This window comes from Komagataeibacter xylinus NBRC 15237, assembly GCF_001571345.1.
Classification (GTDB): domain Bacteria; phylum Pseudomonadota; class Alphaproteobacteria; order Acetobacterales; family Acetobacteraceae; genus Komagataeibacter; species Komagataeibacter xylinus.
The window spans coordinates 33,644-47,964 of sequence record NZ_BCTP01000023.1 but is presented as its reverse complement, the minus strand read 5'-3'; the positions used below and the strand labels follow the sequence as shown (position 1 = coordinate 47,964).

Here is a 14,321-nt window from a genome sequence, read left to right as displayed (position 1 = left end):
CCTTGTCCAGATCAGGACGGAACGCTTCAAAATCCACAGTCCGGGAAAACGCTTCGAGCTGATCGCCAAGCCCACTCAGCCGGGCAAGACGCTCTTCAACATCAAAGAAACCAGACTGCTTCATATCGCCATTCCCTCAATCAACGCAGAAGAAATAGAATCATACAGAAGACCTCAAAACCAGGGGGTTTTTAGAACCCTCCAGATGGTCAATCTGCGTGAGCCCACGATCGTCTTCCAAGATCACATCATGAAGGCAGGATGTGCCTAACTCATTGATGCTCCGGATAATGTTCATTTCTCCCCGTAAGCCCGCATAATCGGTATTGCCGTTACGCCGTCGCCGCCTCGTTGTCGAGGATTTGTGTTTTGGGTTGACGCAGACCCTTAGGACAGTAACGCCGATCAAAGTCAGTGCAGCACCGGATATTTGAAGAATGTCGTCCATAGTTACATCCCCAGTGCGCGCTTATAGATTTGTAAAAGAGTTTCTAGTTCCTCCACCTCAGCGGGCTCTTGTTTTCGAATACGGATAATCTGACGAATTACTTTAACATCGAAGCCGGTCGACTTCGCTTCAGAGAAAATATCCTTGATGTCTCCGGAAAGAGCTTTCCTTTCTTCCTCCAGTCTTTCGACGCGCTCAATGATTGACCGCAGCCGGTCGGCTGCGATTCCTCCAACCGCGTGATCCTCCCGGGCGTCCTGATCGTCATGCAACATTTTTGCCGTCCTCTGGCTGTGCGGCCAGATATTGCTGAAGCAACATGCGACCTCGTACAGCACTAATGAACAGCGGCAGATGCTTTGATCTGATCGGCTAATCCATAAAGCGAACGATCGAGAGCAAGTTCACCCTTAGAATGGCGGGTAATCATAGCTCGCAGCAGGCCTCCTGCCGATTTTACCAAGCCCTTTGCATGTCGTGCGGCGATAACACACACCGCCACGGCGGCCTCGTACGGTCCCAGAACCGAGATCGCCTGCTTCCAAGCGTGAGTTGAGACACCGAGCGAGTTGCACAGAAGCGCTACAGCATCGAGTATTTCACGTTCGTTGGGACGATCTGTCTGACAAATGTCCCGAAGTGCGGGAACTAGCTGCAGAAGGAATGTGGGGGTGGCTCGGAAGCCCTTGAGCGCAGATTCAGTTGCCCGTCGTGGTTCGGAAGATCGACTACGCGTAGCTTCATGAGCCTTACCGGCGCAGCCGGTTCCGCCTACTGTAGCGTAAGCTATATGATCTGGTTTTGTAGTAGTATAGTGGGGGCGCTCGGGCGACCCCATGGGGTCACTTTCCACAGGATTGGCGGCTTGGATTGCAAATTCAAGCTCCTGTTGCAGCGTCGTTAACCGCGCAAGGATCGGCTCCAAAATCTCCGGGTTGCGATCCTCCCCGCGCAACTGGGTGAGGCGATTTGCTTCAAGAGCAACGCGCTTCGCATCTGTCATCGGCAGCCCGACTTCGAGACACGTTTCAGACAAAGCGTAGATACGACGTGCTAGAGCCATTACCTCCTTGTGAAGACGACGTCCTTCCCTTCTACGTTCTTCCTGAGCTGCCGCCGCATGGGCCAATTCGGGATAGCGCCGTGAGAGCGGCGAAAGATCGATTCCATAACCGTACAGAGCCTTTCTACTACTCCGTGAGCGCCTGAGGTAACGCTGGCCGTTCGGACTGTCCCTATGGATTATCCATCCAGCTTCCGCGAGCCCCCGCAAAAGCTCCTTCACACGAGTGCGTCCGAGATCGAATCTTTCCTGGATGTCGAGATTACGAGCTGTGCACAGCGGCTCCCCATCCTCATCAGTCCAGTCTTCAGGGTCGGTCCAGCTCGAAAGATAAGCGAGCAGTTCCGCCTGTTGGCATGTCAGTCCGACCGCTGACCTCGCTAGGCGGAGCACTCGTAAAATTTCCCCGCGAGCAATCCCGCTCATCGGCATCGCTTGTGCCTGCACCTGAGCAGCAAGCATCGCAGGCGTAATCCGCCGCAGCCCCCCATGAGGCTGATACGTCTCTGTAATCATTGTGTTTTTCTGTTCGCGACAAACGTGAGAATTGCCGCTTTCCTGCCTGGCATCAGGACGCAAAAACCCATTGCAAGAAAAGCTTGCCTTTTTTGCGATTCTGTTGGAAGGTCGTGTCAACCACGACCATGACCTTCCAACAGGCTCGGCTTCGAGCTTTACGTCCTAAAGCCTCGCGAAAGCGGGGCTTTTGGCGTTTGGGGTAAGCTATTCGTTACGTCATCTCGAATCCTCCAAATCGGCCTGAGATTCGGCCATCTGTAACTTTCGGCCGACAGTGTAAAGTTATCAAGTCAGGCCGAGACGATTCAGGCGTTGCCCATTGTTTCCATGGGGCATCTTCGGAGTGTGGGGGAATCATGCGACTAACAACTTCGTGGAGCGAGAATTGGCTCCAAAGGGCTACAAGACTCGCGCGCGCAACACTCCGAAATTATCCGCACACATTTTTTACGATCCGTTAAGATTTATGTAGATTTGACGATGCAATTGTGATTCTTTGTTTTGACACTCAGTTTCGACATACGCTCTATGCGTAATTGTCATAAGTCTGCAACAGTATAGTAGGGCGCATCTAGCAGTTCTGTATCACGCGTGACCGTTGTTTGTGCGCCTGTTTTCGTTATTCGTTAAGGCTCAAGCTTCGCGGGGACCACATGATACTCGACGAACTCAGGTTACGCTTCGCGCTCATTAAGGATGATTCGTCACAGAAACTATGTGCACCTTTAGCTGATGCCGTTTTTTCGCTTGCGGCGCAGGTAGAACACCTGACGTCATCTCGATCGCTTCGTCTCTCGGGTCACGACTCAATCGACGCACTGCAAAGGGCAGCTCTTCTGTGCCGCGAACACGGACAGCAGCTCCTCAAAGATTACCCGAATTCCCACCCGTTGCGACTGCGTCTCACTCTCCTCAATGAGCTTGTAAGCCAAATGCTGACGGATGAGCTTGAAGGGGAATATGAGAATGTTCCGCGAACTGCAGAGTCAAACTCCCCTCCAGGAGGCGCGTGGGAAGAGCCATTATTCTGTGTTCGGCAAGCCTAAATTTTCGCGGTGAAGTCGCATGATCGAAACGTAAAGGACATTCATATTGTCCGGAGCCCGATATGCGACCTGTTTACCTTTTTCCGTTTGCCCTTCTGGCGTGTTCATCGGCTTTCGCCCAGCAATGTGCGCAACCGCTTTCGCTGGAATCTCCATCGGAGCCCAGGCTTCCGGGGCCATCGCAGCACGGTCACGGCGACTCTGATGCGATCGCTCATCTGGGGGCGCGAGGCGCAACCGTCGAGATGCAGCCAAACCTGCACGGGTTTGAAACCGGTATCGCTCACATAGGAGAAGGCGAGATCCTCGTCTTCTTCGCCCCCACAGATCACAAGGTCATCCTGAGCGGCACGTTAATACCCGTGCCTTACGACATGCTGCGTCATTATGCTGGCGGCCGTGCGCGTGATCTGGTTCCCTCACACGGGATCAGAGGCATGTTCGTCCAGGCCGGAAATCGCTTTCAGGTCGTTTATGCCACTCCGGATGGTCAGGCAGCGGTCGCAGCCCGTATGTGGGACGCAACTGGCAAAGATCTCACGAAAGCCCAGATCAGGGATATACCCGGTGCGGTGCCGGCGGTGACGGTGTCTGCAAGCTCCTCCCATGCGAATACGCGGTCTGGCCTGGCAGACCTCTCAGGGGGCTCGCTGGGAGTGCCGTCAGCTCCTGAGGCCGTCATGTTTATAGATCCTCAGTGCATCTACTCCATCAGGGCGATGCGGGCGTTACAGCCTGCAATCGGTGCCGGCAGGATCCGCCTGAAAGTGGTTCCGCTATCTCTTCTCGATTACGAAGATCACGGCGCGAGCACGATCAATGCGAAGTCAATGCTGTCATTTCCCGAGGGCGAAATGGCGGAAGCATGGATAAGCGGCCGGCTTGGAGAGAAGGCCGATAATCCGTCTCCCGACAGCCCACAGAAACTTGCCCACAACAGCGAGATTGCCCGTCAGCTGGCGCTCGCCGGAACCCCGACTTTCATCTGGACACGCAGAAATGGCGAGACCGGGCGACTGGACGGCGTTCCACGTGATGTCGAGGCGTTCATCAGTTCGGTGTCACAATGAGTGCCGGAGCCGGACCAGACCGCAAGCCGCGCTTTTTCAGAAGAACACGGCAGCTTGCCCGACTTGTGATTGGTGATCCACGCAACCTGATCGCCTGGCGCGATCTGAAGAAGAACGCCTCACTGATCGAAATCCTGTGGAAGGCACTCGCAGGAAGAGGAACCTCGGTTCCCGATTTCCATATCACCGATGGAGGCCGGATCGACGTCGAAGCGACCGCCGCCACATATGGAGTGGAAGCGCGGGCGGTGACTATCTTCCTCGACCAGCGCCAGCGCCAGACATATGCGCGATCCGTCTGTGCCGGGGCACTCGATCTCGCTCTGATTGTTGCCTGGATCGTGGAGATGTCATTGTCTCGCTGGGGAGGAACGCAGCTTCTGGCTGCGCTCGAATTCGCCCCTTTCTGGTTTTTCCTGGCACTGGTGGCGTTTCAGAACGCGTGGCTCAACTGGCAGATCCGGGAACGCCACCTTGGTTCCGCAACTCAGTTTCTGGCGACGGCAGACAATCTCTTTCCCCGCAAGCCCTAGACCAAACGCCGCCAGCTCGTTGCTGGCGGCCCCATAGTCAACAAGATCTCAGAATGTACCCGGCGGTGCGCTGGCGTCTCCTCCCTCGGCACCCGTTGCCCAGGACGCATGCTCGTAGTCCTCACGACCCTGGGTGGTCCGGGGATCGTCTGGGCGCACGATTGTGCCAGCGCGATTGTAGGTCGGGGGTGTCCACACGGCCCGCGCCGACCCATAGGCCGCATTAGGATCATAACGTGCTTGTTTTGTGGGAGGCGCCTGCGGACCGTGGACGTGCGCCGCCGACGATACATTTCCAGAGCTGCACGCTGAAAGTCCGAGAGAGAGGGCAAGCGGAAGAAAGAAGGAATGTTTCACGAAAGGTCTCCTTTTTACAGGAGACCATGATGCGGGAAGAACTTGCGACTACTCTTCCAATTTTCTCAATCTGGCTTCCATGGAAAGATAGCCGCGAATTCGTCTCTCCATAGTCTCGGCTTTAGTCGCCAGTGTTTTATGCTCGTCGGTTAAGCGCCGATAATCGTCCTGCGCCGCTGCGAGAGCATGGGCCAGGCGACTTTCGCGTTCACCGGCCGCCTGAAGGTCAGTCCTGAACTGCGCCTCGCGCGCTTCCGCCCGACTGGCCCGTGTTTCCAGTGCACTGATCTTTGTTTTTTGAAAGTCGGCGTATTCCTCCCATTCGCCTACTTTTCTGTCGAGCTCTTCGGTGCGGGTATTGGCGCGGCTGAGCAGCGTTCTCAGTCGCGCAATCAGACCTGCCTGTTCCTGTACCTGATCGGCAAGTGAGGGGGGCGATCCATAAAGAGTTCTCTGGATCGCACGCCCGAGGCTGTCACTGTAGTCGCGCGACATCCGTCCCAGGATGAACCCGGTCGCGCCATTCATTCCATTCCCACCGAACATCTCAGGCTCTCCCCGTGTCCTGGATCACGCAATCTTCTTCATTGTCGTATCTATCCCATTGTTGGGGCCATGCGGTATTGCTTTTTTACCGTCTTCGGTGTTCAGCGACTGCTGGATGGACATCAGGGTGCCCGCCATGCCGACGACTGCGGCGTCCCGGCTGAACTGGTCGATGTCCACCCGGTCCACGTCGCCAAAGCCGATCATGGCCGGCACCCGTTGCGGCAGGATCGAGATCATCCGGAATGAAATGAAGGCCAGCGTCACGTGAATCATCACGAACAGGCTGACCAGCATGATCATGCCGAGGAAGTTTGTGACGATCCAGCCATTTGACAGGATCAGGCCGGCCGCGATCCCGAAACACATATGGATCAGCCACGACACTGAGTCGAAGATGAAATAACCGAGGAATAGCCCGAACAGCATCAGGACCGGGCGGAAAATGACGTTGAACAGCAGGGCGTATCCCTGTTTCGCATGCCCATGCAAACCCTCGCCGTTCATGGTCATGTGCGCAAGCATCCATAAAGGGGCCGCTATCACCGATTCACACACCATGATTAACCAGCCTGCGACAGCAAACATCCACATGACAAAAGGGATCATCGGGATGACATAGGCGATAGTCAGACCCGGCATGAGCATCGCCAGACAGCCGCCGATAATCGGCGCGCCGAAAAAGTGCATCAGCGCATGTCCGGCACCAGCGGCAAGTGCCCCGCCTGGATTTCCGCTGAGAAGCGAGGTGACGCCGATGCCAATCGTCCCGGCCGTCGAGGAGAGGATCGACGCTGTTCCCATGGTGATCAGGGAAGTGGTGATCATCCAGTTACCAAGCGACATCAGATTGCCGAACGGATCGGTCCAGTACCCATCCGTCCCGGACGGCTCAATGAATCCCGTGACGATCTGCAGAGCGTAATCGTTCAGATGCAGCGCCCGAAACAACTGGTTGAGGACGCCGGCACCGTCACCACCCGGGATCGCTCCCGAATAGAGATCCGCGTTGCCGCCTGGTGCGCTCATCCCGTCCTGCGTGGCGACCATGCTGTCGATGTTTTCCATGAATGTGTCCGCTGACTGGACGAGAGGGGCGATGTCAGAGGCGAGATAGCTACCAATTCCCGAATAGGACGGAGTGATGATCGTCGGCGTCGCGGTCATCAGAGAAAGGGTCTGACCGTTCAGACGGGCGAATTCCAGATAATAGGCTCCTGCGCCGGTCCACCCGAGATTATCCATCTGATTGCTCGTATTAACGGAATCGCCGTTTGTCGAAATACCCCACTGATGGAGCGCAAGTGTCTGATTGTTGACCGTGTCCTGGAGCTTTGATCGCAGCTGAGCCGCCTGCGTCGTCAGCCGCGAAGTGTAATCGTTGGTCGCTTTGACTATGATGGCCATGAGCGGGGCGAGAGAGGATGTTTTCTTTGTCTCCCAGTAACTCTGCGCCACCTGCTCCACCTGACCGCGAATGTCTCCGAGCAGTACAGAATCAAGCACCTGCCTTTGCATACCCGCCTGATCGACCTGAAATCCGGCAAGATTTACGACCCCAGTATTGGGAGCCTGCAGACTGACGGAGCCACAAACTGGTGTACCATCACTGGTGCCGGCAGCCATGTCATAGGAATAGTTGATAATCCCTGTCGAACCGCCCGTGACCGACAGGACAGTCTGGCCGGTGGGTGCGACGATAAGGCTGGTGTTGTTGGAGGCGATATTCAGAAGTGCGCGGCAGAATTCATTCTTCACAAGACCTGTGACGATCCCTTTCGTGCCGGGAATAAGCGGCTGTGCGATGACCTTGCCGTCCGGACCGATCGCCTGCTTCGCTTTGTCGTAAACGACTTTTGCCATGCCAATGCCCCAGAGCGATCCCTGCACAACTACAGCCTGGGCAGCGTTGAAGCCGGTGGTCGGAAGTGGCCACATCAGCACGGCCGCGACACCAATCCGCACGATCGACATACTGGTCTGATTGTTTCCGAGAAGCTGCGAAGTCTCCGCGCCGCGATGAATGTTCATGAAATAAATATAGCTGACCACGGCCATTGCGAAGGCCATGACGAATCCCGAAAACCACCCGATCATCGTGCCGATGACTGTCGCTTCGTTTCCGATACTCGGTGCCGACGTGGTCTGACCAAACACCGGGAAGACGCTCCGGATGACCTGGGCCGCCCAGTCGTCTCCGGGATCGAGCAGATCCCAGGTGACATTATAGCTGGTGCTCCCGCTTGAATCGCCGGATCCGGTCGCAACGACGGTCTGCGCCATGGCGGGCAGGGCGGCAGCCGAGAGGCACAGAAGCGTCAGAAGTGCCAGCACATGGCGACGGAAAGCAATCATGATTCGTTCTCGCGACGGTGGAATTAAGGTGACGGGCTGTTAGACGGTCCGGGACTCATCCGCTTCATGAAATCAGTCACGGCGGTGACGGCCTTCTGGACCATCTCGCGGACCTTTTCGCTCATCTCTTCCAGCGCACTGGCTCCCTCTTTTTTCCCAGGCACTTCGGCGGCGCTCTTGCCGATCTCGGCATCAATCTGATTGAATCGCTGCGTCACACTGCCTGGCATTCCCATACGCTGCCCTGTTGCCTCGGCGGCTTCCCGCCCTTTTCCGTATGCCTCCAGTTTGCTGCTTACGTTTTCCAGCTGTGCCGCGAAGGCCTGATTATTCTGCTTTTCAGTCACAAACTGACTGTGCAGATCGGCGTATTTTCCGCCCGCTTTCATTTCGGACAGCACGCCGGCCATACCGTTTGGATCGCTCCTGGCCGCGTCCGAGATCGAGGCCATGATGGAGGAGGCTGGCCGCTCTTTAATCTCACGCAACGCCTCCACGGCGTCCTTTCCCAGCCTTTCTGTCGCCTCCAGACTCTTCTCATCCCGTGCGTTATGCAGTCGTGCGCTGAAATCGGCGGCTTTTTCCATCCAGGACGGCCCAGGATTCACGGGCTGGCTTTCGATCCGTGAGCCGATCGCTTCTGCGAGCCTGGCAAATCCACCGCCCCGGATGACCCTTACCTCCTCGCGCTCCGTGGCCTCGGGCTTCTCGTCCTTTCGTTTCGGTTCCTCTTTTCCCTGGGCCGTATTCGTCTCGGCCGTGGATCGGTTTTCCGGCGCATTTTTCTCGCCGCCTGCCGTCTTTGGTCCGGTGTCCTGATGTGGATCCGACGAGTGACTCTGCTCGGGTTTACCGGCCGCTGGTGACTCCTGATTTGGTGGATTACCGCCGCCCGGCGACGCAGAGCGGCTTGTTGAATCCGGGCCACCTTTGCTATCGCGGGGCACCTCGGCGCTATGGGTGTGCTCCGTCTCCGATTTCGCGCCGGGCTCCGGAAAGACTGTCGCTTTCAGTTTGTCGATGGTGTGCGCGATGTCCGGGTGATCCGGATCCTGACGCCCCTCCACCAGTTCGCCTGCGAGGCTGCGGATCGCATTCACGACAGGCTGTTTGAGACGATGTGTCTCCTGCATCATGGCGGCCACGGCGGGCTCAGTCAGGCCTGGGTAGTGGGCGGCCCGCTCGCTCATTTCAGAGTGAAGAGGGTGATCGCTCTGCAGCGTCGGTCCCAAGAGACGCTCCACATCCTGCATGGCATAGGCTACACGGGTGCGAAACTGAGGGTCGCTCTCGGCGCCCGGTTCATGGGAATCCTGACGCAGCCTCTCATACGCGGCGGCTTGTCCGGGCGCCTGCTTTTTGTATTCAGACTGAACGCGATCAAGGACCTTCAGGACGTCTTCAATGTCGCTGGTCTTCTGCATGGTTTCAGACATGGTGGGCCTCTACGGGTTGATGGTTGGGGAAGGCATCGGGGTCAGGCCGTCCCTGAAGGCAGCCTCCTCTTCCTGCGCGATGCGGGTGGCACTCATGGTCGCCTGATAGAGACCGAGCCTGTAGTTCTGCAGCGCGAGGTAATTGGACTGCGCCATTTCGGTGGCTATCTCACGCAGGAGCGAGGCAGGCGGCATTTTCTGGAGAGATGCGTTCCAGGCCACACTGGAGACACGTCGTCCGACTTCCAGAGCCATCACCTGAAGCCACGAGGCTTTCTCAAGGGGTTGCTGGCCCTGAGCCGTCATTTCCGCTTTCTGATCGCTGGTCAGCGTCACGGAAGGAACGCCGAGGGACGTGACGTAGGCCGCAACCCAGCGGGCCAGCGACATCCGGCTGTTATAGGACCGACGACGTGTCGCGACCTCCCGGCCACGAATACTCGTCATTTGTTCTCCCCTCAGCGCGGCAGGGGCAATCGGCTGTATGAGGGTCGTCGCGTAATCATTTGCCGCGTCCACTCCGCCGTCAGCTGACAGAGTATCCGATGCAAAGAAACTGGCTGCGTGCTGGTCAGCGTCGGGATTCTGGGACACCGCAGTGCAAAGCCCCGCATCAACGTCGTCCGAGGAACAGTATCGGCGAAGATGAAGCGATGTCAGGGCGTCAGAGCCCTGCGACTTGCCATAGTAGGACGGCGTGCCTTTCTTTGCCTCTCCCCGGGGATCGGTGATTTTCGTGATCGCGATGACCGCCGAACGTGACGCCTTGGACGCCGCAATGGTGGACTGCTGGGCGTCAAGGCCCGCGCAGAATTCCGGGCTCATCATGTGCTCGTCCCGGATCTCTGTTTCCTGCTGACGACGAAGGAAGCCAGCCATCGCAGCGTCCTGCGCGTCGATAAGCTGCGACTGAGCCCCCACCTGAGCCTTTGCGTAGTTGGCGGTCTGCGTGAATCCCTTCGTCAGGAGGGAGGCGACCGAATTTGGGTTTGTCAGACTGGTGAGATTCGAATCTATGCTATCTGTAAGATTCTTTGTCATCGTGTTCAGAGCGTTGCCCGTGAAGCTCTGCAGCGCCTTGATCGCGGCGACCACGGCCGCCTCACTGATCAGGGCGTGTGCTGGCCTCGGAGCGACGGCCAGGACGCAGACACAGGAAGCGGCAGCAATCGCGACTGTCTGCAGCTTGCGCATCAGAAAACTCCGTCCATGAGATTATCCAGGCTGTAACCGGACGGAAGCTGAGGAGAGCCATTGATATAAAGGTCAGTGGCGCCGCTCGATGTTCCGGCGTTGATGTTTGCAAGCGTCGGACCCCCACCGCCGAAGTTCAGGCTCGGACACATCAACCCACTGCTGGAGCCGAAACCCAGCCCAAGATTGACGCCTGACAGGCTGAGCCCGCACTGGGTCGAGCCCATGGCGTTGCCCCATGCCGCCTGAGCTGCCTGACAGATCTGGCCACCGATCTGGCCCTCGACGGCCTCAAGCAGCGCCGCAGGATCCAGACCGTTGGTGATAAGGTTCAACCCGGTGTCGCTGAAAAAATTACTGAGACAGGACAGCCCGTTGACGCTGTCTGGCTGAGTTTCATAGGCATCGTTGGCCTGCACTCGCTCGTTGACTGCAGTCGCGGCCGCCTGGGTCAGCGCGGCGCATCCGGCACTTCCCGTCGAAGTCGTTGAATCGCCGGCGCCGGTCGCGGCCGTCTGAGCAAACGTCGGCATCGAAACAAAAAGCGCTGCCGCAATGACCGCTGAAGAAAGCGCAGAGGACGCAAAGCGGGTCATGCTGCCTCCTGACGTCTTTTCGGGCGGGTGATCGTCTCCAGCAGGGAAATGCGCTCCGAAGCAAGGATGCGCTGGAGAGCCTGACGACGGCTCTCGGCAATCACGCCGTGGCCGAATGGGCTATCGGGAGAAAGCAGGTCCCGCCGCCCACGAAGACCCGGTATCAATGGTTCCAGGCATCGAACAAGATCCGGCCATTCATGTGGAGCCACGGATGACAACGCGGCATGCCACGCCGCAAGCGTGGCCGGATCCCGGTCAAGTCGGCACAGTATTTCGTTGCCGCCGATGCGGCGCCAGAGATCGCCGAGCGCGTCCAGGGTAAGCGCGACATTTGGCATCGGAGGCTGTGCCCCGGCTTTCGGGACAGGCTGGGGTGTTCGCATGAGACCTTCCTCGGCTGATTACGAAGGAAGGTGCGCGCCCATCATGCGACCACTCAGCGAATTCGGCGGCGGATCGTAACTTTGTTGTGCCCCACATCAATGACATCCCCGGCCTGAGCCACCGACGATGCCAGTACCTTGTTCCATTCCCGTCCGCCCTGCCAGTCAACCGGGGCCTCGGTATCGATGTCAGGAGCAAACGTCACGGTGACCCCACGAGGAACGATCTGGCGAACGGCAAAACGCAGCGGAACTTGCCGTCCGTAACCGTTGGCCCGGCGAAAGTGGGATACAATCGGTCTGGTGCCGTCCTCTTCACTTCTGTTTTCGTCCGGTAACGGTCTCTGAGAAACAGCTCCGTCGTTGCCTGAGGGTACGGACAAAAGAGGCGGCGACTGAACAACCTGAAAAGCAGCTGGCACGACATAGCCGTTGTTAAGAGCGGCAATCATCGCGGCGGCACGGAAAATGGGCATGGATCTCGTCTCCTGATGTGACTTGGGAAGACGAGCAGGGACTCTTGCGACCTCGAAGAAATAAGTGCGCGATACGCCTCATGCCTCTTTCAGACTTTGTTGCAGATGCCGCACGCAGTATCGTGTTTTCTGCAAAGGAGCCCTCCTTTGAAGCTTAACCTGCTCAGAAAGTGAACGAGAATGTTGAATGGAAGCGAAAAGATGCAGGTCGATGCGTTGTTTGAGGGCGGTCGCTTTTATGAGACAGTGAGCGAGAAACTGGAAAAGCACCGCGAAAGCTTGCACTGGTCACAGTCGCATCTGGCCAAATTAGCCAGAATGCACATTTCGATAATCCGTGCTCTTGAAGCGGGTCGCGCTGTGTCGCTCGATACGCTCTCTACTGTATTGAGGATCTATCAGCTCGACCCAAGATCGATACTTCCGGAACAACCAGGCGAAATTACAGACATAGCAAACTACCCGGATAGCAAGTCTCTACTTAAATTATCCAAGGCAATTAAATCGTCAGAATACGCGAGGTCTATATTTCAGATAAAAAACTTTATTAATACAATAGAAGACGCAATAAAACTCGCGCCGCTTCCAATGAAAAACGCGGAAGAACATTATCGGCGTGGCGCGGTTTATGAACCAAAGACCCGCTCCGACATTCTTGAATCTTTTGGCCGTCGGGTGCGTATCTATCGGACGCTCAGGGGCTACTCGGCGAACCAGGCTGCACAGAGATCCCACACATCGCTCACGAGTTTCTCCCTTTTGGAGTCCGGGCATCGAAATCCGAGCATGGAAACCGTTTATAAGGTGGCTGAGGGATTGGCTGTCTCCGTATTTGCGCTGATTCCCGGAACCCATGACGACCAGAACGCCATGCAACTCCTCGATGTGGCAGCCTGGGCCGTGGAGGCTCAGACGCACCTTTACGCGCTTGATGACCTTGAATTCGTATTCAACAGCCTGAGGGATTCCCTCGGCGCGCCAGCGTCCATCTAAGCGCACATTGTTGCTGCAGACGTAAAAAGCGGAATCTGTGTTCCCCTTTCCCTGCAGCCCTTTAACATCTTGAAATAGACCAAAAAGGCGATAGCGCAGCCTTCGGCAAAAGCCGCGCGCTATCGCCGCATCCTGATCCCGCACGCATTCACCGACATCAAACGCCCCAAAATCTACGTGATTACCTGTATGTCATACCGGGAACATTATTTCTTGACTTCCCATTCGTGGTGCAGGACTGTTATTCCCATATTACGCACCTTCGTCTCATCATGACGATAACGTGGGGCTGGTCTTATGCGGCAGGCATCATCTGGTCAGGTTTTCAAACGAGGCACATTCGTCTGGCTTCAGGCTTACGCGACAAGCGATACTATCCGTTCCCTGTATGCGATGCTTCGGGACATAACATTGGTTGCAACGATGCTCTCTGTTGCCACTCAGGACGTCGAGGAGGCACTCTCGCAGTGGAAATACTGTCCGCAGTCAGCCATCTATGAAACACCGGATCGAAGAGGTGCATGGTCTCGTAACGAGTTGCTTATTCTCGGACAACGATGGATGTCCGGCGATAGCGCGTCTGAAATTTCAGGTTTGCTTAATCGTTCGCCAGCCAGCGTTTCCTCGAAGAGACGTCATCTCAGCCTGCCAGCGCGGGTCAGGATTTCGAAAGTGCAGGAAGCAGAGATTCTGGCTGAAAAGCGAGGCGCCATCCCCGCTGATCCGAAGGTGATCCTGACATGGGAGCAGGCGTCACTCCTCACACCGGAGGAACGGCGTGGACGCACATGGTACATCAGGCACAGCCTCAATCGCCTGAAACTAACAGCGCATAAAGGCGGCTACAAAGTCCGCTGGCATGAAGCGGCCAACATAGAGATCGCCTACCGTCATTTCGCTTTTCAGAGTCCGACCGAGATAGCGCGGGACTTTCTGATCTCCGAGAGCGCCCTGAAGTCGCAGAGCAGCTGGGAACAGCTTCCCCCTCGAAAGGGCGAGAAGACACCCTGGTTCATCTCAGCCAAAGCAGAGCATTATATCGCCGAGCACGATTACATTCGCCGGGAATGTCTGTGCAAGGCCGGGTGCTTTTTCTGGACAACCCGAAAGGGTGGCGACCGGGTGAGCCGACGGTATCGACGGAGTGTTGCCGCCGTCCATGGAATCGCTGCGTAAAAAGCGGAAAAACCCGCAAAAAAACCATGTTGGTCGCAAGATAAGATCAGAACCTGCTCTCACCATTGATAGCACACGAGGGCAGAGAGATGTTTTCCGGTAATTCGACGCCCCCGTCTCAGGGAGG

The 14,321-nt window shown here is 56.8% G+C and carries 13 protein-coding genes and 1 pseudogene; 4 read left to right on the top strand and 10 right to left on the bottom strand.

The genetic code is table 11. The features are described 5' to 3' along the window. The 3 genes and pseudogenes from GXY01S_RS18155 to repC all read right to left on the bottom strand — a co-directional run. A pseudogene (locus tag GXY01S_RS18155) lies at positions 1-124 on the bottom strand (IS5/IS1182 family transposase); the annotation flags it as partial. A gap of 326 nt (positions 125-450) precedes the next feature. Further along, complete coding sequence (locus GXY01S_RS10350) at positions 451-723, bottom strand: DUF2312 domain-containing protein (protein ID WP_061274794.1); 273 nt, start codon at positions 721-723, stop codon at positions 451-453. A 62-nt stretch (positions 724-785) separates the two neighbouring features. Beyond that, positions 786-2,147: a plasmid replication protein RepC gene (repC, locus tag GXY01S_RS17195; RefSeq protein WP_255210420.1), complete on the bottom strand. Its 1,362-nt coding sequence runs from the start codon at positions 2,145-2,147 to the stop codon at positions 786-788. A gap of 991 nt (positions 2,148-3,138) precedes the next feature. Between repC and GXY01S_RS10340 the strand changes: the two genes are divergently transcribed. Beyond that, on the top strand, positions 3,139-4,146 hold the full coding sequence (locus tag GXY01S_RS10340; RefSeq protein WP_061274790.1) for a thioredoxin domain-containing protein: 1,008 nt from the start codon (positions 3,139-3,141) through the stop codon (positions 4,144-4,146). After that, positions 4,143-4,679 carry a hypothetical protein gene (locus GXY01S_RS10335; RefSeq protein WP_061274788.1) on the top strand — a complete coding sequence of 179 codons (537 nt, stop codon included), beginning with the start codon at positions 4,143-4,145 and terminating at the stop codon, positions 4,677-4,679. The genes GXY01S_RS10340 and GXY01S_RS10335 overlap by 4 nt, the downstream gene beginning before the upstream one ends. Positions 4,680-5,084: 405 nt before the next feature. Here GXY01S_RS10335 and GXY01S_RS10330 read toward each other — a convergent pair whose 3' ends face one another. Genes GXY01S_RS10330 through GXY01S_RS10305 form a run of 7 tightly spaced genes read right to left on the bottom strand, consistent with a single transcriptional unit; the run spans position 5,085 to position 12,025 of the window. Beyond that, positions 5,085-5,582, bottom strand: coding sequence for a hypothetical protein (locus GXY01S_RS10330; RefSeq protein ID WP_061274786.1), 498 nt, complete (start codon positions 5,580-5,582; stop codon positions 5,085-5,087). A gap of 24 nt (positions 5,583-5,606) precedes the next feature. Continuing rightward, positions 5,607-7,937 (bottom strand): DotA/TraY family protein, encoded by a 2,331-nt coding sequence (locus tag GXY01S_RS10325; protein WP_082770831.1) that lies wholly within the window; start codon positions 7,935-7,937, stop codon positions 5,607-5,609. Positions 7,938-7,960: 23 nt separating this feature from the next. Beyond that, complete coding sequence (locus GXY01S_RS10320; RefSeq protein WP_061274784.1) at positions 7,961-9,373, bottom strand: hypothetical protein; 1,413 nt, start codon at positions 9,371-9,373, stop codon at positions 7,961-7,963. A 9-nt stretch (positions 9,374-9,382) separates the two neighbouring features. Then, positions 9,383-10,567: a hypothetical protein gene (locus GXY01S_RS10315; RefSeq protein WP_061274782.1), complete on the bottom strand. Its 1,185-nt coding sequence runs from the start codon at positions 10,565-10,567 to the stop codon at positions 9,383-9,385. After that, on the bottom strand, positions 10,567-11,100 hold the full coding sequence (locus tag GXY01S_RS10310) for a hypothetical protein (protein ID WP_174520946.1): 534 nt from the start codon (positions 11,098-11,100) through the stop codon (positions 10,567-10,569). The genes GXY01S_RS10315 and GXY01S_RS10310 overlap by 1 nt, the downstream gene beginning before the upstream one ends. A gap of 59 nt (positions 11,101-11,159) precedes the next feature. Next, a complete protein-coding gene (locus tag GXY01S_RS17185; RefSeq protein WP_242013130.1) occupies positions 11,160-11,549 on the bottom strand; it encodes a hypothetical protein in 390 nt (129 codons plus the stop codon). Between the two features lie 53 nt (positions 11,550-11,602). After that, complete coding sequence (locus GXY01S_RS10305; protein ID WP_061274777.1) at positions 11,603-12,025, bottom strand: hypothetical protein; 423 nt, start codon at positions 12,023-12,025, stop codon at positions 11,603-11,605. A gap of 201 nt (positions 12,026-12,226) precedes the next feature. Here GXY01S_RS10305 and GXY01S_RS10300 point away from each other — a divergent pair, with 201 nt between their 5' ends. Further along, the gene (locus GXY01S_RS10300; RefSeq protein ID WP_169797741.1) at positions 12,227-13,018 is read left to right on the top strand and encodes a helix-turn-helix domain-containing protein; all 792 of its coding nucleotides are present in this window, start codon (positions 12,227-12,229) and stop codon (positions 13,016-13,018) included. 411 nt (positions 13,019-13,429) lie between these two features. After that, positions 13,430-14,194 carry a hypothetical protein gene (locus tag GXY01S_RS10295; RefSeq protein ID WP_255210419.1) on the top strand — a complete coding sequence of 255 codons (765 nt, stop codon included), beginning with the start codon at positions 13,430-13,432 and terminating at the stop codon, positions 14,192-14,194. Positions 14,195-14,321: the final 127 nt, after the last annotated feature.

What these genes read in the sequence shown, in the direction of transcription:
- GXY01S_RS10350 (WP_061274794.1), bottom strand. Translation starts at nt 723, where the DNA reads ATGTTGCATGACGATCAGGACGCCCGGGAGGATCACGCGGTTGGAGGA.
- GXY01S_RS10340 (WP_061274790.1), top strand. Translation starts at nt 3,139, where the DNA reads ATGCGACCTGTTTACCTTTTTCCGTTTGCCCTTCTGGCGTGTTCATCG.
- GXY01S_RS10335 (WP_061274788.1), top strand. Translation starts at nt 4,143, where the DNA reads ATGAGTGCCGGAGCCGGACCAGACCGCAAGCCGCGCTTTTTCAGAAGA.
- GXY01S_RS10330 (WP_061274786.1), bottom strand. Translation starts at nt 5,582, where the DNA reads ATGTTCGGTGGGAATGGAATGAATGGCGCGACCGGGTTCATCCTGGGA.
- GXY01S_RS10325 (WP_082770831.1), bottom strand. Translation starts at nt 7,937, where the DNA reads ATGATTGCTTTCCGTCGCCATGTGCTGGCACTTCTGACGCTTCTGTGC.
- GXY01S_RS10320 (WP_061274784.1), bottom strand. Translation starts at nt 9,373, where the DNA reads ATGTCTGAAACCATGCAGAAGACCAGCGACATTGAAGACGTCCTGAAG.
- GXY01S_RS10315 (WP_061274782.1), bottom strand. Translation starts at nt 10,567, where the DNA reads ATGCGCAAGCTGCAGACAGTCGCGATTGCTGCCGCTTCCTGTGTCTGC.
- GXY01S_RS10310 (WP_174520946.1), bottom strand. Translation starts at nt 11,100, where the DNA reads ATGCCGACGTTTGCTCAGACGGCCGCGACCGGCGCCGGCGATTCAACG.
- GXY01S_RS17185 (WP_242013130.1), bottom strand. Translation starts at nt 11,549, where the DNA reads ATGCGAACACCCCAGCCTGTCCCGAAAGCCGGGGCACAGCCTCCGATG.
- GXY01S_RS10305 (WP_061274777.1), bottom strand. Translation starts at nt 12,025, where the DNA reads ATGCCCATTTTCCGTGCCGCCGCGATGATTGCCGCTCTTAACAACGGC.
- GXY01S_RS10300 (WP_169797741.1), top strand. Translation starts at nt 12,227, where the DNA reads ATGCAGGTCGATGCGTTGTTTGAGGGCGGTCGCTTTTATGAGACAGTG.